General features: G+C 27.7%; 20 protein-coding genes, 3 tRNA genes and 1 riboswitch. Of the genes, 9 read left to right on the top strand and 14 right to left on the bottom strand.

Going from position 1 to position 20,041, the window contains the following annotated elements; all coding sequences use genetic code 11:
• Window positions 1–7: 7 nt before the first annotated feature.
• Genes BT997_RS12775 through BT997_RS12755 form a run of 5 tightly spaced genes read left to right on the top strand, consistent with a single transcriptional unit; the run spans window position 8 to window position 3,023 of the window.
• Window positions 8–607 carry a MarC family protein gene (locus BT997_RS12775; RefSeq protein WP_072682335.1) on the top strand — a complete coding sequence of 200 codons (600 nt, stop codon included), beginning with the start codon at window positions 8–10 and terminating at the stop codon, window positions 605–607.
• An 8-nt stretch (window positions 608–615) separates the two neighbouring features.
• Window positions 616–1,557, top strand: coding sequence for a hypothetical protein (locus BT997_RS12770; RefSeq protein ID WP_072682334.1), 942 nt, complete (start codon window positions 616–618; stop codon window positions 1,555–1,557).
• Window positions 1,547–2,149 (top strand): transglutaminase domain-containing protein, encoded by a 603-nt coding sequence (locus BT997_RS12765; RefSeq protein WP_072682333.1) that lies wholly within the window; start codon window positions 1,547–1,549, stop codon window positions 2,147–2,149. The genes BT997_RS12770 and BT997_RS12765 overlap by 11 nt, the downstream gene beginning before the upstream one ends.
• Window positions 2,146–2,595, top strand: a complete 450-nt coding sequence (dtd, locus tag BT997_RS12760; protein WP_072682332.1) for a D-aminoacyl-tRNA deacylase — start codon at window positions 2,146–2,148, stop codon at window positions 2,593–2,595. The genes BT997_RS12765 and dtd overlap by 4 nt, the downstream gene beginning before the upstream one ends.
• The gene (locus tag BT997_RS12755) at window positions 2,595–3,023 is read left to right on the top strand and encodes a hypothetical protein (protein ID WP_072682331.1); all 429 of its coding nucleotides are present in this window, start codon (window positions 2,595–2,597) and stop codon (window positions 3,021–3,023) included. Before dtd ends, BT997_RS12755 begins: the two co-directional genes overlap by 1 nt.
• On the opposite strand, the gene BT997_RS12750 is transcribed toward BT997_RS12755, so the two are convergent.
• From BT997_RS12750 to ilvD, 9 genes are all read right to left on the bottom strand, one after another.
• On the bottom strand, window positions 3,004–4,224 hold the full coding sequence (locus BT997_RS12750) for an ArsS family sensor histidine kinase (RefSeq protein WP_072682330.1): 1,221 nt from the start codon (window positions 4,222–4,224) through the stop codon (window positions 3,004–3,006). The genes BT997_RS12755 and BT997_RS12750 overlap by 20 nt on opposite strands.
• Window positions 4,221–4,892, bottom strand: coding sequence for a response regulator transcription factor (locus tag BT997_RS12745; protein ID WP_174247245.1), 672 nt, complete (start codon window positions 4,890–4,892; stop codon window positions 4,221–4,223). Before BT997_RS12745 ends, BT997_RS12750 begins: the two co-directional genes overlap by 4 nt.
• Before the next feature lie 10 nt (window positions 4,893–4,902).
• Complete coding sequence (locus BT997_RS12740) at window positions 4,903–6,318, bottom strand: Do family serine endopeptidase (protein WP_072682328.1); 1,416 nt, start codon at window positions 6,316–6,318, stop codon at window positions 4,903–4,905.
• A 177-nt stretch (window positions 6,319–6,495) separates the two neighbouring features.
• Window positions 6,496–7,170 (bottom strand): response regulator transcription factor, encoded by a 675-nt coding sequence (locus BT997_RS12735; RefSeq protein WP_072682327.1) that lies wholly within the window; start codon window positions 7,168–7,170, stop codon window positions 6,496–6,498.
• A 553-nt stretch (window positions 7,171–7,723) separates the two neighbouring features.
• Window positions 7,724–8,335: a nitrate reductase cytochrome c-type subunit gene (locus tag BT997_RS12730; RefSeq protein WP_072682326.1), complete on the bottom strand. Its 612-nt coding sequence runs from the start codon at window positions 8,333–8,335 to the stop codon at window positions 7,724–7,726.
• A 29-nt stretch (window positions 8,336–8,364) separates the two neighbouring features.
• The gene (gene napA / locus BT997_RS12725) at window positions 8,365–11,160 is read right to left on the bottom strand and encodes a nitrate reductase catalytic subunit NapA (protein WP_072682325.1); all 2,796 of its coding nucleotides are present in this window, start codon (window positions 11,158–11,160) and stop codon (window positions 8,365–8,367) included.
• Window positions 11,161–11,622: 462 nt separating this feature from the next.
• On the bottom strand, window positions 11,623–12,336 hold the full coding sequence (locus tag BT997_RS12720) for an LrgB family protein (protein WP_072682324.1): 714 nt from the start codon (window positions 12,334–12,336) through the stop codon (window positions 11,623–11,625).
• Window positions 12,333–12,683: a CidA/LrgA family protein gene (locus BT997_RS12715; RefSeq protein WP_072682323.1), complete on the bottom strand. Its 351-nt coding sequence runs from the start codon at window positions 12,681–12,683 to the stop codon at window positions 12,333–12,335. The genes BT997_RS12720 and BT997_RS12715 overlap by 4 nt, the downstream gene beginning before the upstream one ends.
• Window positions 12,684–12,833: 150 nt before the next feature.
• Entirely contained in the window at window positions 12,834–14,522 is a 1,689-nt protein-coding gene (gene ilvD, locus BT997_RS12710) for a dihydroxy-acid dehydratase (protein ID WP_072682322.1), read from the bottom strand.
• A gap of 144 nt (window positions 14,523–14,666) precedes the next feature.
• On the opposite strand from ilvD, the gene BT997_RS12705 reads away from it, so the two are divergent.
• The 3 genes from BT997_RS12705 to BT997_RS12695 all read left to right on the top strand — a co-directional run bounded on the left by BT997_RS12705 (window position 14,667) and on the right by BT997_RS12695 (window position 15,015).
• Window positions 14,667–14,753: transfer RNA gene (locus BT997_RS12705), tRNA-Leu, on the top strand.
• A gap of 27 nt (window positions 14,754–14,780) precedes the next feature.
• Window positions 14,781–14,869 (top strand) — tRNA-Ser (locus BT997_RS12700).
• Between the two features lie 70 nt (window positions 14,870–14,939).
• Window positions 14,940–15,015 (top strand) — tRNA-Cys (locus BT997_RS12695).
• 276 nt (window positions 15,016–15,291) lie between these two features.
• Here BT997_RS12695 and BT997_RS12690 read toward each other — a convergent pair.
• Both BT997_RS12690 and BT997_RS12685 read right to left on the bottom strand, forming a co-directional pair.
• Window positions 15,292–15,558 (bottom strand): hypothetical protein, encoded by a 267-nt coding sequence (locus BT997_RS12690; RefSeq protein ID WP_072682321.1) that lies wholly within the window; start codon window positions 15,556–15,558, stop codon window positions 15,292–15,294.
• A gap of 61 nt (window positions 15,559–15,619) precedes the next feature.
• The gene (locus tag BT997_RS12685) at window positions 15,620–16,036 is read right to left on the bottom strand and encodes a MarR family winged helix-turn-helix transcriptional regulator (protein ID WP_072682320.1); all 417 of its coding nucleotides are present in this window, start codon (window positions 16,034–16,036) and stop codon (window positions 15,620–15,622) included.
• Window positions 16,037–16,144: 108 nt separating this feature from the next.
• Here BT997_RS12685 and BT997_RS12680 point away from each other — a divergent pair, with 108 nt between their 5' ends.
• On the top strand, window positions 16,145–16,390 hold the full coding sequence (locus BT997_RS12680) for a hypothetical protein (RefSeq protein ID WP_072682319.1): 246 nt from the start codon (window positions 16,145–16,147) through the stop codon (window positions 16,388–16,390).
• Between the two features lie 94 nt (window positions 16,391–16,484).
• On the opposite strand, the gene BT997_RS12675 is transcribed toward BT997_RS12680, so the two are convergent.
• The 3 genes from BT997_RS12675 to BT997_RS12665 all read right to left on the bottom strand — a co-directional run bounded on the left by BT997_RS12675 (window position 16,485) and on the right by BT997_RS12665 (window position 19,982).
• Window positions 16,485–16,706, bottom strand: a complete 222-nt coding sequence (locus BT997_RS12675) for a hypothetical protein (RefSeq protein WP_072682318.1) — start codon at window positions 16,704–16,706, stop codon at window positions 16,485–16,487.
• Between the two features lie 62 nt (window positions 16,707–16,768).
• Window positions 16,769–16,844, bottom strand: a riboswitch (cyclic di-GMP riboswitch).
• 60 nt (window positions 16,845–16,904) lie between these two features.
• Window positions 16,905–17,219 carry a hypothetical protein gene (locus BT997_RS12670; RefSeq protein WP_072682317.1) on the bottom strand — a complete coding sequence of 105 codons (315 nt, stop codon included), beginning with the start codon at window positions 17,217–17,219 and terminating at the stop codon, window positions 16,905–16,907.
• Between the two features lie 3 nt (window positions 17,220–17,222).
• Window positions 17,223–19,982, bottom strand: coding sequence for a transporter substrate-binding domain-containing protein (locus BT997_RS12665; protein WP_072682316.1), 2,760 nt, complete (start codon window positions 19,980–19,982; stop codon window positions 17,223–17,225).
• Window positions 19,983–20,041: the final 59 nt, after the last annotated feature.

Below are 20,041 nucleotides of genomic sequence, written 5' to 3'. Positions count from 1 at the left end.
AGTATAGATGGAACTCTTCTTTTCAACATTTTTAAAAATGTTTTTTATAATGACACCTTTTTTTGTTTTATCAGTTTTTTTAACTGTAACTAAAGAAGCTACAGAAAAAGAGAAACACACATTAGCAGTTAAAGTCACAATATCTGTAATTATAACTTGTCTTATTTTACTTTTTTTTGGTCAACATATTTTCTCAATTTTTGGTATTACCTTAGATGCTTTTAGAATAGGTGCTGGGGCACTTCTATTTTTAACCGCTGTTGATTTAATTAGAGGAACAAAAGATGGTCAAAAAGTTGATGCTTCAAATCTAAATGAATTAGCCGTTGTACCTCTTGCCCTTCCTATTATAATAGGACCTGGTGCTATTGGTGTTCTTATGGTTTTTGGAGCTGGATTTCAAACAGCATCTCAAATGTTTGTAGGTAGTTTAGGTATTGTTTTTGCAGTTATAGTTGTGGGTATTATGCTTTACTTTTCAAATATAATAAATAAAGCAGTTGGTAAACAAGGGCTACAAATCATATCTAAAATTATAGGACTATTTTTGGCTGCTCTTTCGGCTCAAATAGTATTTACAGGGATAAAAAACTTTTTAAGTTTATAGGGTCTCCCATGATAGATTTTTCTAATAAAATAAATTTTTTAAAACCAAATATTGAAATTGATTATAATAAAATAGATAGTTTAAAAAATACAAATTATGAAAGTTTATTAAAACTTTTAGAGTATAGATATAAGATAAATAAAAATCAAATAGAGCTTTTTAATGGATATAGTTCAGTTATATATTCAATACTAAAATTTTTAAAACTAAAATACTGTTTTATATATTCTCCTTGCACTTTAGAATATAAAGAAGCAGCTTCAAACTTAGACTATGAAGTAAGACTAATAAATCGATTTGAGAATTTATTTTTACCTATTAAAAAACAAAGTATTGTTATCTTTGCAAACCCTTCATCCTTAGATGGTACATATTACGATTTAGAAAAACTTTTTGAGTATTGGGTTTCAATGGAGGCAACTGTTCTTCTAGATGAGAGTTTATTAGATTTTTCTAATAATGAATCCTCAATAAAATTTTTTAATGAGTATTCAAAAGTATATGTGATAAAAGATTTAAGTGAGTTTTATTCGAATGCTGAATTAAATATTTCAACAATATTCTCAAATAAAGAAAACATAGGTAATTTAAGGAAGTTTGAACCAGAGAATAAATTATCAAAGTTTGATATTAAATATTTAGAAGAGTCTATAAAAGATAGTAGGTTTAAAGCTATTTCAAATAGTATAAATATTAAAAATAGAATAGAGATAGAAAAGATTTTTGAGGATTGTAAATATGTGGATTGTCTTTTTAAAAGTAACACAAACTCAATTTTGATAAAACTAAAAGATATAAGCTCACAAGAGTTTATAGATATGTTAGAAGAGAAAGGTATTAAACTTTCTAATTGTGCTAAATATGATTTTATTGATGAGTATTTTATTAATATTTATGTAAATTCACAAGAAAATATTAGAAAGTTAAAAGAGGTTATAAATGCTTTTTAAAAGTAAGATTGCTTACTACATGTCGATTGTAGTTTCAGTTTTATCAGTAGTTTTTATTGGTTTTTTAATTTATAAATCTTTTTTTATTGTAAAGAATCAATATATAGATATTGATGGCTTAACTTATGTAAATCAAGTTAGAACTGATGACTATACGAAAAAATTAGCAAAGAATTTAACTAAAGATTGTCAAACAAAAGTTTGTGAAGTACAAAGTATGTTAAATCTTGTGACAAATATTCCTTATAAGATAAATGAATCTGTAGCAAGAAGCGGGAAAAATGTCTTAGAACAGAATTTTGGAGATTGCGATGATAAGAGTAATCTTTTAATTTCTTTACTAAATGCAAAAGGTTATGAAGCTTATTTTGTATTAGTTCCAAAACATATTTTTGTAGTAGTAAATTTAGGAATAATTTTACCAAATAAAAAAGCTCTGTATATAAATGGAAAACCTTTTTATAAGTTAGAAAGTACCGCAAAGAATTCTTCTATAGGTTTTCCTTTGAAGTATAAGTTTGATGAGATAAAAGCGTTTATAGATCCATTTAAGAATAAAAAGTTAGTAGTAAATAGATTGGAATATAAATGATAGTAGTTATTCAAAGAGTAAGTTCATCAAGTGTGAAAGTTGATGATAGGATAGTAGGGAAAATTGGAGTAGGGCTTAACATTTTACTTGGTATTAAAAAAGGTGATACATCTAAAGATATTGAAAAGCTTGTAAATAAGATAGTAAACCTTAGAATTTTTTCTGATGAAAATGGAAAAATGAATTTATCACTTTTAGATGTTCAAGGTGAAGCTTTGATTATTTCACAGTTTACACTTGCTGGGAATGTAAAGAAAGGACGACGTCCTAGTTTTGATGATAGTGAGAAACCAGAGCTTGCAAATGCTTTATATGAAGAGTTTGTCCAAGAAGTAGAAAAAGTAGGAGTACATACTCAAACAGGAGAATTTGGTGCTATGATGGATGTTAGTATCCAAAATGATGGACCGGTTACTTTTATAATAGATTCAGAGGAATTAAATTAATGACATATACAGAGTGGTTTAATACGCATGGAGAAAAGCATGCAAAGATTATGGAAAGACTTAAAGATTTAAGTGATGATGAGGTTATTAAATATTTTAGATTTGATAATATGGTTGAAAAAGAGAATGATTTTTGTCCTTTATATAAAGATAATAAAAAATGCCATGATTATGAAGAATTAAACTGTTATTTATGTGCCTGTCCAAACTTTAGATTTGATGTTGACGGGATAGAAAAACAAGAAGATAAAACGCTTTTTTCATATTGTGGTATTGATTCTAAAGATGGTGCACAGTATATAGGAGAGGATTATATTCATCAAAATTGTTCTGCTTGTCTAGTTCCACACAAAGAAAAATATATTAAAAAGAATTTTAATAGAAATTGGTTTGAAATTATGAAAGATGTTAATCTATCAAAATCGTAAAAATATTTTTGCCTTTTGTGTGTTTATAAATTAGTTTATAATCATGTAAGTTAGCAATTGTTTTTACAATATAAAGTCCTAATCCAAAACCATCACTTCTTTTTTCTTCTTGAGAAAATGGTTCTGTATAATATTCAAGGTCATATTTTAGAGGCTCTCCTTCTGAAATAACGTCTATACGATGTTTATTTGCATTTATTGTTGCATGTTTATTTGGAGAAAATTTAATTGCATTATCTATTAAATTTTTAAGTGCAACAGAGAACATTGCAGTATCAGCATTTAATTTAAAATCACTTATTTTAGATGTGATTTTATCTGCATTTATCATAGTGATTTCAATTGTCTTTGTGTAGATTTTAAAGAAAGATGTAAGTTCTTTATATACAAAAGTATTATTTGATGTAAGCTTTTCAACCATTGCAAGCTCTTTAATAATATCATCCATTCTATGAAAAGCTCTTTGAAGCATCTCTTTTTTCTTTTCATCTTCAAGTGTTTCTGCTATGAACATTGCTTTTGTAATAGGAGTTTTTAGCTCATGCATCATATTACGCATGAAAAGTTCTTTTGATTTTGTTTGATTATTTATATGTGTGATAGCTTCATCAAAGGTTTTGGCAATTGTTCCTATTTCATCACTACTATTAAATTTTATTTTTATATTTAAATTACCATTTGAGAATTTTTTAATCTCATTATTTAAAACCCTAAGAGGTTTTAGTTTTCTTTTTAAAATATAATACAATGATAGTAAAATACCAAGGGATAAAGCAATAGCAAGTGAAATAATAAGTAAGTTGTATGAATAGTTTTGAGTATCTTGCAACATCAAGTTATAACCATCTTTTTGAACATAGATATATAAAACATCATCTAAACTAAATATTCTATACATACCAAAGTTTGTTTTTCTTATTAATATTGGTTTGGCATCATTGATTATTGTTAGTTTTAAATCACTGTCTTCTAATTGTTTAACTTTGAACTGATCTATTATAATTTTTATACCACTTTTAGAAGGGTTTGCTTCTAGTGATTTTAATACGCTTTCTGATACAAGTTCATATTTTTTTTGCATTGTAATATTATATCTTTGCTTATCAAGTTTAATAAAAATAGCAAATGTAATTGATATAGCAATTAATGCTAAAATAAAAATAGTGTTGATAAATGCAGAGATGGAAATATTACGAATCATAAAAGTTGGTAACCAATTCCTCTTACTGATTTAATAAATGTTTTACTATCATCAACCTTTGATAGTTTGTTTCGTATTCTTGAAATCATAACATCAATATTTTTTAGACTACTATCATCTTCTATATGGTCACTTGCATAAATAAAATCTTCACGTGCAACTACTGCGCCGTTTCTTTGAATCATCAATTTTAAAATATCAAATTCTGCAAGAGTTAAAGATAAAAGTTCATTTTTAAAATAAATCTGAATATCATCTTCTTTTAATACAAAATCTGATGGTTTTACATCTTCCTTTTTTTCAACAGGAGTTATTCTTTTTAAAATTGCTTTGATTCTAGCTTGTAGTTCTCTTGGATTATATGGTTTAGGAAGATAATCATCTGCTCCTCTTTCTAATCCCATAACTTTATCTAATATATCATCTCTAGCACTAGAAATAATAATTGGAATGTCAGATTTTTCTCTTACTTTTGGAATAACTTCAAGTCCATCTATTTCTGGTAAAGTTAAGTCTAAAATCAATAGTTTATAATCATTTAGGTTAAGCATAGATAGCCCATTATAAGGGCTATCTGTATTTGTTACTTCTATATCATATGAAGCTAGATATTCAGTGATGATTTGAGCTAACTCTAAATCATCTTCTATCATTAGAACTTGAACTATGGCTTATCCTTTATTTTATAGCTAAAAGAATAGTTTGTCCATATCTATTTACATATATTCTTTTGTCTAATTTATTATATTTTCTAATTGCCTCTTGGACATTAGCAAAACTTTTTACTTCTATATCTTCTACTTGAATGATAACATCACCTGGTTGAAAACCTACTTTTTCAGCTTCTGAACCTGCTTCAACTGCTGTAATTAATACTCCACTAACATTTGAACTTAATCTAAATCTTTTTATCATATTTGCATCAATTTCTGATAGAAATAATCCACCTAGGAAGTTACCATTATTTGCATCTGATGTTATAAGACCAGCTCTATTACCTAATGTAATTTTTATAATAATATCTTTTTTATCTCTTTCAAGTTTTACTGTGATTGTTTCATTTGGTTTAAATGATGCAATTACATTTTGAAGACCTTTTCTATCTCTGATTTCTCTATTATTAATTGAATAAATTAAATCACCTCTTTTTAGACCTGCTTTTTTAGCTGGAGTATCATTTGCAACATCTAGAACTAAAGCACCTGTATTTCGTTTATAGAGTTTAGTTAGGTTTTGTTTTAAATCATCAATTACTACACCTAAATAACCTCTAGTAACTTTACCGTCAGTAATTAATTTTTTTACAACATCTTTAACCATTGCAACAGGGATTGCAAACCCAATACCGTTGTTTCCACCAGACTTTGAGATAATTGCACTATTAATTCCAATTAATGCTCCTCTACTATCTACAAGTGCACCACCTGAGTTCCCTGGGTTAATAGATGCATCTGTTTGAATAAAGTTTTCATATCTATTAATTCCTACATTGTCTTTATTTAATGCAGAAATAATACCTTGAGTAACAGTACTTCCTATACCAAATGGATTACCAATTGCAAAAATTAAATCTCCAACTTCAAGTGTGTTTGAATAACCAAAACTAATTGCATCAAAGTTTTTACCTTCAATTTTGATAACAGCTAAATCACTATCAGAATCTTTACCTATTACTCTTGCATTATATTCTTTTGGATTATCAGCAATAGTAATTGTAATTTCATCTGCATTTTCCACTACATGGTTATTTGTAACAATGTATCCATCTTTTGAAATAATTACACCAGAACCTAATGACCTTTGAATTCTATTTTGTTGAAATTGTTCATTAAATTGGTCTCCAAAAAATCTTCTTAGCATTGGGTCGTTAAACATTTGAAATGGAATATTTCCTGCATTTGAAGATACTTTTCTTTTTGCTGCTATATTAACAACAGATTTCATTGGTTTTTTTATACTATTGTGAAAAGAAAGTATTTGATTTTGTTCACTTGGAGATACTCTTTTGACAGATTTTTCTGCCATTTGAAAATCTATAGTATCTGCAAATACACTTGTAGCAAATAATATTGCTATAATAATTGATTTTGTCATATTTAAATTCCTTTTTAATTAAATGATTAAAAAATTATATTACCTAAATGTAAACTATTTTTGAATAAAACGTTAATAAACTGTTAATACAGTGTGGAGTTTTTGTGGGGCTTAGATAGCTAAAATATTTTATTTTTAAGGTAATAAATGACTTTTTATTTATAGTGTTTTTTCAAATTAATTTTTTATAATTACTTTATATCCTGTTTTAGAGACATTTTCTATTACATTATCTGGAAGTTTTTTTCGTAAATTACGTACTAAAGATCTTATTGCTGCACTACTCATTTTATTTTTCCATATTTGTTTTTCTATTTCACTATAAAATACGATTCTTTTGTGGTTTCTTAATAGTAATTCTAAGAAATCTCTTTCATGGTTATCTAGTCTTACAATTTTTTTATTTACAAATAGGCATTGTTCAGATAGATTATAGTAATCATTGTCATTAAAATATTTGTTGATTCTTTCACTTTTATACTTTAAGTTATCTATACAAATTGTCAATGTACTTTTTAAATCATTTAAAGAAACAGGTTTTAATAAATATTTTACAAGATTAAGCTCTACTGCTTTTAATAGGTATTCTAAGTTTGTGGATTTTGTGGCAATTATGATTTGTGTATCTTTATCCTTTATACGAATTTTTTCTGCTAATTCTAGTCCATTGCAAATTGGTATTTCTATATCTAAAATTATGATATCTGGTTTATTTTTTAGATATTCTTTATATGCTTCTTCCCCATTTGTAACTGATGTCACTTTCATTGACATAAATTCTAAGGCTTCCACAACATTTTCGCGTATAATGTCTTCATTTTCTGCATATAAGACATTTAAACTTTTTAACATTTTTATTCTCCATATATATTTAAAGGTTGTAATAAAATATAAATTTATATTTACTCATATACTATATTTATTTTTGGTGTCCAATTGGTGGTATAGAAAAATATAATTAAATTAAAATCAGGAGATGGCATAAATTTTTATAAGGAGAAATAAATGCCATCAGTTAGTTTAAAGATAAGAAGGAAAAGTTTTCTTCTTTTGTATAATTTAAAAATCAATCTTATCTGCGGTAAGTTTTCATTTTAATATCTTTAAAGCACATTGAAATTATAAAACTCTTTTACGTTAAAACCCTTGACTAAAATCAAATAAAATGCTTCTGCAAGTACCATTAAAACGTAATTTTGTGCAAAAAAAGTATAAAGAAATTTATAATATAAATTTAGATTTATTAAAAGGATATATTGTATGGGTGTATGTTTTATTATGATGAATTAATTGGACTATTATATGTATTGTATAAAAAATATAGAAAAGATATAAAAAGATTTTTTAGATTTGTTTGATGGGATTTAATAAAAAGTTAGAAAGAGAGAAAAACTCTCTTTCTTAACTAGTTAATTGTATCAACACCTTCGTTGATATTATCAATTAAGTTAGATTTTTTATTATGTTCTACTGCTCTAAATTTTACTTCAAATTCATTTTTAGGAGCACTTGAAGTCATTGATTGTGGAACATGACATTGAGTACAGTTGAATCTTGTACCAGATAATTTAGTTAAAGGCTTTCCAATAACTTTAAAATCACTTGTATTAGTTACAGCTTTACCTTCTTTAGCAATTTTTCCATTTTTTGCTAAAGATGTGTCTGGTCTAAAGTTTGTAAAATGTGACTGAGGGATTACTGTTGCATTTATTGCTTCTGCAACAGCAGGAAGGTGACACCCTGTACAAGCATTATTATTAGTTGTAATTGGATACATTCCTTCTACATTATGAGGAATCATAGGAGGAGCATTTTCAAATGCCCTCTCAATTAGTTTACTTTCCCCTGCTGCTTTTTTGATATATTCTGTTTTAACTGGAAATGCATCATTCTCAGAATATAAACTAGTTTTTCTTATACCTAAAGACTCTTCACTTATTGTTTGAGTAGCAGAACATCCAATAATAAGAATAGTAGCTGCTGTAAAAAATCCTAAAGTTATTTTAGTTAATTTCATTTTCTTCTCCATTTTTCTATTTTTATAAATTAGGCTCTATATACTTTTACAGCACATTTTTTGAAGTCCGTTTGTCCTGATTGAGGACAAGTTGCATCTAAACATACTTTATTAATAAATACCTTCTCATCAAAGAAAGGAACATAAATAAGATTTCTAGAAGGTCTGTTTCTTCCTCTAGTTTCAACTCTAGCTTTTACTCTTCCTCTTCTAGATTCTACCCATGCAAGCTGACCTTGTTTTACATCAAATTTCTTAGCATCATCAGGGTGAATATATACAAGTGCTTCTGGAACAGCTCTATATAATTCTGGAACTCTCATTGTCATACTTCCTGAATGCCAATGCTCAAGTACTCTACCTGTAGACATCCATAATGGGTACTCTTTATCTGGCATTTCTGGTGGATCCATATATGGTCTAGCAAAAATTTTAGCTTTATTTTTAAGAGATTTTTTAGCTTTATCTTTTACTCCAAGCAAATCACCTTGCGATAATGCTTTAGCTAATGGTCCATAGAAAGCAAAATCTCCATTTGGATTTGCTTTTTTAGCATATGGATCATATTTAGTATTAAATCTCCATTGAGTCTCTTTTCCATCAACTACAGGCCATTTAAGACCTCTAACTCTATGATAAGTATCAAAGTCAGCTAAGTCATGTGCATGTCCTCGTCCAAAGTCAGCATACTCTTCAAATAGATACTTTTGAATAAAGAATCCATATCCATTAAATACTTTCCCATCTGAACCAACAACATTTCTACTATCCCCTAAACATTCAGTATTATCAAAACCTTTTTGGATTGGATCATCTTGACTTAACTTGTAAGATTTAGCTCTTTTATTTGCAAATAGAACTTCATACATTGATGTATCTTCTTTATATCCCATTTGTTTAGCTGCTGAAATTACACTAGGTAATTTTTTACCATTTCTAAGAGTATATTCACCCCATAAATCTTTTATAGTAAACCTTTTCATAAATTCTACCATTTGCCATGTATCAGTCATTGCATCACCTGCTGGTAATACTTGTTGTCTCCAATGTTGAGTTCTTCTTTCAGCATTACCATAAGCTCCCCATTTTTCATAAATCATAGCTGTTGGTAAAATTAAATCAGAGATTTTTCCAGAAATACCAGGATATGGATCAGAACAAACAATGAAGTTATCCATTTCTCTTGCAGCTTTAATCCAATGTGAGGCAGATGCTGTAGTATGGAAAATATTTGTTACTTGAATCCATGCAAATTTTAAAAATCCATCTTCTAAATCTCTAAAGATTTTCATAATATGTTGGTTTCCAATTGGGTTTAGTGTTCCAGCAGGAATATTCCAACCTTTTTCTGTAATAGCTCTATGTTTTGGATTTTTTACCATCATATCTGCTGGTAATCTATGTGTAAATGTACCAACTTCTCTTGCTGTACCACAAGCAGATGGTTGCCCTGTTAATGAAAATGCTCCCGAACCTGGTTTAGCTTGTTTATTTAACAAGAAGTGCACATTGTATGCTAAAGTATTTACCCAAGTTCCTCTTGTATGTTGGTTCATTCCCATTGTCCAGAAAGAAATAACTTTTCTTGATTTTTCAATATATAAGTTAGCTAAAGTTTTAAGTTTTTTCTTAAACTCATTAATATCTTCATCAGGGTCACCTTTTGAAATTTTAGCTACATAGTCTAAGTTATATGGTTCTAAGAATTTTTTATACTCTTCAAAAGAGATTTCCCAGTGTTTTAAACCAGCAGGTTTATTTACCATGTTATCTCCAGCATTATAACCATATGGTTTTAAAGCAGGAGCTTCAGTCTCAGAAATTACTTTAGACATTTGTTTAGCCATAGTCTCTTTTTCTTTGGCTGTATATTTGTCCATAGATTTTTCATTTTCTTTTCTCATTCCATAACCCATATTAACTGGTGATGCTGCAAATACAATATGTTTTTTTACAAAATCCCAATCAATAGCTTCTGGATTGTTAAATACAATTTCGTGTGCAATATAATTCCATAATGCTAAATCTGTATGAGGAGTAAAAATAATCTCCATATCAGCTAAGTCTGAAGTTCTATGTCTATATGTTGAGATATTTACAACTTTTACATTTTTAGGGTCAGATAATTTTCTATCTGTAACTCTTGACCATAAAATAGGGTGCATTTCAGCCATATTTGAACCCCACGTAACTATAGTATCTGTAAGTTCAATATCATCATAACAACCAGAAGGCTCGTCAATACCAAATGTTTGGTAAAAACCAACAACTGCAGATGCCATACAGTGTCTAGCATTTGGGTCGATGGCATTTGATCTAAATCCACCTTTCATCATTTTTTGTGCGGCATATCCTTCCATGATAGTATATTGACCTGAACCAAATACACCAACACTTTCTGGACCATTTTGTTTTAATGCTTTTTTAGCGTGAATTTCCATTTCATCAAAAGCTCTTTTCCAAGATACAGGAGCAAATTTTCCTTGCTTATCAAACTCACCTTTTGAGTTTACTCTTAATAAAGGTTGCTTTAATCTATCAGCTCCGTACATGATTTTTGCATTAAAATAACCTTTAATACAATTAAGTCCTCTATTAACTGGAGATGCTGGATCTCCTTTTACTGCAACGATTCTTCCACCTTTTGTTGCAAGCATTATTCCACAACCTGTTCCACAGAATCGACAAGCTGCCTTATCCCATCTCCAACTATTTTCAGCATTATTAGCTGCTGCTTGTAGTTCACTTGGTATATTCATTCCAACTGCTGCTGCAGCAGATGCTGCTGCTGAACTTTTAAGAAATTCTCTTCTTGAAAGTGCCATATATTTCTCCTTGTTTGAAATTTATAAATAATTAAAAGTTTAAAGTAAAATCACCTATTTAAATTTACTTTTCAATACTTAATCATCTAAAGTACTTTGAAATTTTAAAATCATTTTTAATAAAGCTTCTTGACTAATATCAAATGACAAGTGACTACAGAGCCCTTGATTTAGTCATTTTTGTGCAAAAAAAATATAAAAGAATTTTTTTAAATAATTATTCTTTGAAAAAATAAATAAAAAATATAATCTACTAATGGAGTAATAACTTAAGTTAAAAAATAAAAGTATTACTTATTTGAAATTTATTTTATGAGGAAAGTAAATGTAATAAAAAATATAGAAAAAATATAAAAAAAAATTTTAAAATTTCTTTTTATATTTTAAAGTTTTTTGGATTTTAAATCTAAATCATAATAAAAAAAGTTAATTTTAAAGCTTTTTTAGGTTTAAACTTAAAAATTATGGGAGAAAACTTATTAAAAGAGGTAGTATAATTGCAGTAAAAATACCTCCTATTCCCATTGCTAAAGCAGAAAAAGCTGCTGCTCTTTCACTTATTTCAATTGCTCTTGCTGTTCCTATTGCATGAGAGATTATTCCTAGTGCAAAACCTTTTGAGCTATCATGTTTGATTTTCATAAATTTAAAAATAGATGTTCCCAATATAGCCCCAAGGATTCCCGTAATAATAACAAACCCAATAGCAAGAGAAGGGATAGCTCCAATTTGTTCTGATGTTATAATAGCAATAGGTGCTGTTACTGATTTTGTAGTCATTGATAGTATAGTTGCTAATTGTGCATCTAATATCCATAATAAACTAGCTGTAATAGCTATAGAAAATAACACTGTAATACTAAGTGTTATTATAATAGGTATAAATAGTGCTTTAATATGTTTTAAATTGTTAAATAATGGTAAAGCTAAAGATACAGTTGCTGGTCCTAAAAAAAAATTGATTATTTCTACACTTTTAAAATAATCTTTATATGGAGTATCTGTTATTAATACAGTAGTTAGAATAATAATATATGAAATGATAATAGGTTGTAATAAAGTATGTTTATTAAATTTTGTATAGATTATAATTCCAAATTTGTATGAAACCAATGTTAGTATAAGCCAAGTTAATGGAGTTGTATTTATATATTCTATTAATGCATCAAAATTCATGATTTTTCTTCTTGTCTGATTGTAAGATAGTCCATTAATTTTGCACTAAAGGCAAGGGCAAGTATAGTTCCTAAGGCTAAAGAAATTATAATAGCCCAAAACTCTTTTGCAATAATGTCAAACTGTGTAATTATCCCCATAGCAGTAGGTATAAAAATTAGTGGTAAATATTTAAGATGTACTGATATTGCTGTGTCAAGACTAGGGAAGCTACTTTTTCTAAGTATTAGAAATATAAGTAGTAAAATCATTCCAATAACTGGCCCTGGAATTAGAAGTGAAAAAAGTTTTGCTAAGCATTCTCCTAAAAATTGGAATACTAATAGAGTGATGATTCCTTTTAACATGTAAAATCCTATTGTTTAATAATATATATTATTTGATATAAGTGTCCAATTAGTGTTTTAAAAATTTAATTATAAAGTAAAATATATACTAAATGGAGTTTGTAAGGTGAAAAAGATAATATAGTTTTTTAACTATATTATCTTTTAGTTTTATAGGTCAGTTTTTAAAACTGCACCAGAACTTGCATTTGTTACAAGTGCTCTATATTGTCCTAACCATTTTGAAGTTAGAGGTTTTTTAAGTGGAATAAATTCTGCTTTTCTTTTTGCAATTTCTTCATCACTTAAATTTACAGATAAAATATATTGATCAACATCGATGTGAATCTCATCACCATCTTTAAGTAAACCAATCATTCCACCTTCCGCAGCTTCTGGAGATACGTGACCAATAGATGCTCCTCTTGTAGCTCCACTAAATCTACCATCAGTAATAAGTGCAACAGTATCACCCATTCCCATTCCCATGATAAGAGAAGTAGGGGCTAACATTTCTTGCATACCTGGACCACCTCTTGGACCTTCATATCTAATAACTACTACATCACCGTGTGTAACTTTTCCACCAACGATACCTGCAATAGCTTCTGGTTGTCCATCAAAACATACTGCTTTCCCAGTGAAAACTCTCTCCCCTGTAATACCAGCAGTTTTAATAACAGCACCTTGTTCTGCCAAGTTACCATATAAAATAGCTAATCCCCCAACTTCTGAGTATGGATTATCAATAGTATGGATAATATTTGTATCTTTGATATATGAATCTGCAATTTTTTCTAAAAGAGTTTCTCCTGAAATAGTAGGATTGTCTAATAAAATATCATCACCTCTTTTAGTCATCTCTTTCATAACTGCATTTACACCACCAGCTTTGTTGATATCTTCCATATGAACAGTAGATAAAGATGGAGAAATTTTAGCAATATGAGAAACTCTTTTAGAGATTTTATTGATATCTTCTAAGTTAAAATCAACTTCTGCTTCTCTTGCAATTGCTAACATATGTAATACTGTATTTGAAGAACCACCCATTGCCATATCAACTGCAAAAGCATTTCTTACTGCATTTTCATTTAAAATATTTCTTAATTTGTATTTTTCTCTTGAAGCATTATCTTTTGCAATTTCACAGATTCTTCTTGCAGCTTGTCTATATAATACTTCTCTTTCTGGAGTTAAAGCTAAAATAGTACCGTTTCCTGGAAGAGCAATACCCATAGCTTCCATAAGTGTATTCATCGAGTTTGCTGTAAACATACCAGAACATGAACCACCACTTGGACATGCATTACACTCAATATCATGTAACTCTTCATCAGATATTTCACCTGCTTCATGTTGCCCAACTGCTTCAAAAGCTGTCGCTAAATCAATAGGTGTACCATCTTTAGTATAACCTTTTTCCATTGGTCCACCAGATACAAATACAGTTGGAACATTTACTCTTAATGCACCCATAATCATACCTGGAACAATTTTATCACAGTTTGGAATTGCAATCATAGCATCAAGCTTATGACCATGCATAACAGTTTCAATAGAACTTGCAATTAATTCTCTTGAAGGTAGTGAAAATAACATACCATCATGACCCATAGCAATACCATCATCTACACCAATAGTATTGAACTCAAATGGAACACATCCGTTAGCTTTAATCTCTTCTTTTATAATAGCTGATACTTTATCTAGGAAAAAATGTCCTGGAATTAATTCAATAAAAGAGTTAGCTACTCCAATAAATGGTTTTTCAAAATCTTCATCTTGTAAACCTGTTGCTCTTAATAAAGATCGGTGTGGAGCCCTATCAAAGCCCTTTTTTACTTCATCACTTCTCATATGAAACCTTTTGATTTTTTTTAATTTAAAAGATTATAACAAAAATTTTGAAATTTTTTATTAAAATCCTTGACAAATAAATATTTTTTGATTATAATTCCAGTCCAATTTAAGAAAGAACACTTCTTAGAGACTACCAATAGTGCGAGTGTGGCGGAATAGGTAGACGCGTTGGACTTAAAATCCAATTCCGGTTTCGGAGTGTCGGTTCGATTCCGACCATTCGCACCACTATTATACAAATTCATTTTTATAGCTAGAGAGTTGACAGAGTTGGTCGAATGTACCGGTTTTGAAAACCGGCGAGGTTCACGCCTCCGAGGGTTCGAATCCCTTGCTCTCTGCCACTAAAATCCCCTTTTATCTTTTTATTGTTAAAATGGGAGAAATGAATTTGTTAATTTTATTTATAACTTTGGAGCTATAGCAAAGCTGGTAATGCCCCGGATTGCAAATCCGGTATGCGTTGGTTCGAGTCCGACTAGCTCCTCCACTTTCCCAAAATTATTTCACTAAGATTTATGATTTTATAAAAAAATTACAATTTTATTTGCTTTTTATATGTAAAAAGTGCTACAATTTTATTAACACAAACAATATGGAGGTGTAAATGAAGGTTTCTCATTTTTAGTATTGTTAAAAACTAAACGAAAAATAATTTACTATAAAGTAAATATTATAAATATATATTTTATTTATAACATATTGAAGAAAAGGGAAAAGGTTTGAAATCTTTTCCCTTTTTTTATGGAATAAATTAAAAACTTTATTAGTAGTGGTTTAAATATTTAATATCTTCACCATTTAGTGAAACAATTTTATCTAATCTAATTCTTGTTCCTTCTTTTGTATCCATGTACTCTGAACCCTCTATATTCAAAAACTCTAGGATTTTTGATTTTATGTTTACTTTGTCATTATTGTTGTTTAAATAAACTAACTCACATTCTTCTTCTTTCTTGAATATTTTTTCGAACTCTTTAAAAAGCTCATTTGATATTCTTACATATCTATTCATTCTTTCATAGTATTTCATTTCTTATCCTTTTAATAATATTTTCTCTTGGTTGTATATGCAACTATTTAATAAAAAATTATTAGAGTTCTAATTTATCAATAATTTTAAAAAACATTTTAATTTCTTCTTGAGTTAATTTTTCATTTAACGATTCTCTAAAAGAAGTAACTTCAGATATAGTCTCTTCAAGTATTATTTCACCTTCATTTGTTAGTTCAATATTATTACTTCTTTTATCCCCTAGGGTTTCAGATTTTCTTATCAAACCTTTTTTCTCTAAAGAGTTTAAAGAACGGCTTATTGTAGTTTTATCTTTTCCTAAAAGATTTGCAATTGTTGTTTGATTAACGTTTGATTCAAATTTAATAATTTCTAGAGTTGCTCTTTGTTCTATTGCTATATCATAAGGACTTAATTTTTTATTTAATGTTTTATTAACACTATTTGCTCCACGTATAAATCGATAAGCTATAGAATTTTTTAAAGCATAATTCATTTAAATCCTTTTTTTAGTTGCATATGCAATTATTGCATATGCAACCTTTTATAATCTTTAAATGGTTTTATAAATATTTTGATATATTAAGAATGAAAAGGAGTTATTTTGAGAATATTATTATCTTATCCTACAGACGCAGGAATTTTTGATATAGGACAATCTGTTGATAAAAAATATCATCCTATATATAATGATGAATCTTTAGGAAGTTATTCTTCTGTACAAGAAGCAGTAGATAGTTTATTAAATAATGAAACGGCATCTGTTAAACATTTTGAAACAAAAGAGTTGATAGATACATCAAAATTAGGCATTCCAGAGGATTATACTCAATGGGATAGCAATTACTGATAGTATTATAAGTAAAAATTATATTTATTTAAGTTAAAACAAAGTAAAAATGCATATAATTAGCTTGATTAATTTCATGCATATCTAAAGAGTACTATAATAAATTCTTATGGTACTCTTTTTTATTTATTTTAGTATTTACCATATCCCAAATAAAATTTATAAGTAACCCCATAACTAATCCAATTAAAACGTTTGTTTCAAATATTTCTCGACCTTTAAAAATATTGAGGATAATAACTGCAAGTGGCATGCTCCATATAAAAAAATTTGAACCGAAAAATTTAATTATTGAGCTTATTTTCAAAAATGACATGACTTCTTCCTTTTTAATTTAGAAGTCTCAAAATGTGTGTATATCAAAATATTAGGGGATATTTTGGCAACCCGACTATCTATCTTGAGACTCGTGGCTTTCCGTCCCTAAATCACTTTAGGTTTGGCAACTAACAACGTATTTTAGCATAAAAAATTATTAATGTAAAGAAAGTCCTATTTTAAGATAAAAAATAAGTTATTTATTTTTTGAGCTATCGAAGAATTTTATATAAAAAGTTATATAGGGACATTTTTCATTTATTTCATTAACTTTATTTTTGATATTTACAAAAACTAAATTACAACTGCTTATATTTTCTTCAGAAGGATTTGTTTTAAGAAGTCCACTACATAAAGAATAAGTATCATTTAAAAGATTCATATCCTTTGTAAGTAGATGATACGTAGGTAGTTCTTCTTTCATTTTATAGTGTAAGAAATTAGAGATACTTAGTGTTAGAAGAATTATTAAAACTAGAAAGAAAGTACTATATTTTAAAAATCTAAACATAATTTAACCATGTTGTTTTTTAGGAAGTTTAATTAAAAACTGAGCACCTTTATATTTTTTATTTTCATATTCAAATACCTCATTAGAACTTTCAATTGTACCTTCTAAGTGTTTTATTATTATCTCTCTTGTCATATGTAAACCTATTCCTGTTCCTTGACTTTTGTGCTTTGTTGTAAAATATGGATCAAAAATTTTGTAGATTATATCTTCTTTTATGCCTCCAGCGTTATCTTTTATTATAATAGTTGTATTTGTTTCATCTGAGTATTGTTCTATAAAGATATATCTATCTTTTTCAAGTTTCTCTAATGCATCTACCGCATTATTAAAAATATTTATTAAAGCTTGAACTAGTTCATTTTCACAAGAATAGATAGTTTTATCATTTATTGATTTTATTATTTGTACATTTTTATTTATTATTTTAGACTTAAGAAATTGTAATGATTTGTCAAAAAGTTCTTCAACTGTAAATTTAGTATGAATTTTATCTTTTCTAAAAAATGCTCTAAAATCTTCTATTGTTTGAGATAGATAAGTACCACTTTTAAGTATTTGATCCATAAATTCTAGAAGCTCTTTTTCTGTTAGTGCATCTAACTCTTTTTTTATTTTTACTCCACTTGCAGAAGTCGTAATCACAGATAATGGTTGTCTCCATTGGTGTGCAATATTTTCAAGCATTTCTCCCATAGCAGCTTGTCTTGATTGTTGTATAATAAAATCATTTTGTTTTCTTATTGCTTCTTCTAGTTCTTTTTTTTCTGTTATGTCTTGATGAATTCCTGCAATTAATAAAGGCTTTCCTTCTTCATCTTTTTGCACAATACTACCATTTGAATATACCCATTTAATGGAATTATCTTTAGCTCTCATTCTAAATTCTGTTTCGTAAGTATCTTTGTTTCCTTTAAAATGTTCTTCAAATGCTTTACTAATATTTTTTTTATCTTCTTCTAAGATAAAAAATAAGTAGTCATTTTTTTTATCAATTTCTTCTTTTGTGTAGCCTATGATATTTGCCCAAGTTTCATTTATAATATTTTTATTTGTTTGAGGATTCCAAGTCCACGTACCTAATCCTGCACCTTTTATAATTAAGTTTAAGTAGTTTTCCACTTCTTTTCTTTTGTTAACTTCGATTGAAAGTTTTCTATTTATAAAAAGGATGGCTAGAATTATTACTAAAGAAAAAGCTAATATTTCAAAAAGATATTCATAAGAAACTTTTTCAAATTTTACAGAAAGCCATTTATTTAATATTTCTTGGTGTTTTTCTGAAGATATAGAAGAAATTGCTTTGTCCAGTATGGAAGTTAATATAGGTATATCATTTCTAACTCCTATACTTAGTTTCCATTTATCATCAAATTTTCCGGCTATTTTTAGTTGACCAATATGGTTTTTCTGAATATTATATCCCACAGTTGAAAGGGAACCTATAAATCCAAATAGTTCTTCAGAACTAACTTTTTCTAAACCATCAGAAATATTTCGTACATCTACTAATTGTAAATTAGGATATTTTATTCTTAAAAGTTCTCCATATGCATATCCTTTTACAATACCCATTTTTTTATTTTTAATTGCAGTTATATCATTTATAAACAATTCATTTGTTTTTGTTGCAAGGACAAGAGGTATTTCTAAATATGGTTTTGTGAAGTTTAAGTATTCTTCTCTTTCTGGGGTTGGAATTACTAGTGAGAAAATATCACATTTTCTTTGTTTCCCATATGCTAAAGATTGTAACCACGATTTAGTTGGAATCATTTTAATTGTAATAGTTGTCTTTTTTTCAATTAGTTTAAAATAATCTGCGGTCATTCCTATATGCTTACCTTTATCATTTTTTTCAAAAGGCATCCAGTCTGGATCTATACACATAGTTAGTTCTTTATTTTTCTTTATATACTCAAATTCTTTTTTTGTAAATTTATATAAATCATTCTCTCGTATAGTTTTGTTTTCAGATAGATTATTATATAAAAACCATTGGCTCTGGATTTTTTGTTTTTCTACTTTTTGAATAGCCCTTAATCCTTTATTTAAAATAGATAAAGCTTCTGGCCAATCATTTCTTATAGAAAATACTAAATTAAGTTTTGAGTTTTCAAAAGCACTAATTACTTTTATATAAGAGAGTTTTTCTTCTTCAATATAATAATTTAATGTTTCATTTCCAATAGTTGCATCTACTTCTCCTAAAATAAGTAGTTCAATAATTTTATTATAATCTTTTACTTTTATTATCTTTGTATTTTTTATATTTTTTACTATTTTTTCATCAGAAAGGTTTTCTTCTTGTATGGCAATAGTTTTTCCTTCTAAATCGTCTATAGACTTAATATTCTTTGGATTTTTTTTTGAAGTTATTAATACTCTATAAGAACTTATATAAGAGTCTGAAAAGTTAAAATATTTTTCTCTTTCTTTATGAATTGCACTAGTTGTAAGCCCATCAATTTCTCTATCTTTTGCTTTTTGTACAATATTCTTCCATTTCCCAGTTATAAGTTTAAAATTTGCACCAGTATATTGGTTGACTTTTTGTAAGATAGAATTATCATAGCCTGATATTTCACCAGTATCAGTTTTTATTACATATGGTATCCATGTAGAATCTGTACCTAATATTATAGTTGGATTGTTTTTTAAAAAATCTTGTTCTTTTTTTGTAAGTATTATCTCTTTAGAAAATAATGTAGTAGAAAAAATAATAGTGAATAGTAATAAGTTAATATTTTTAAATAAAGACATTACTACTCCTATTTATATATTAAGACATATTACTATAAAAACTTAATAAAAGGCAATTA

Source organism: Arcobacter sp. LA11 (assembly GCF_001895145.1).
Classification (GTDB): domain Bacteria; phylum Campylobacterota; class Campylobacteria; order Campylobacterales; family Arcobacteraceae; genus Halarcobacter.
This window is presented reverse-complemented; position numbering and strand designations above follow the sequence as displayed.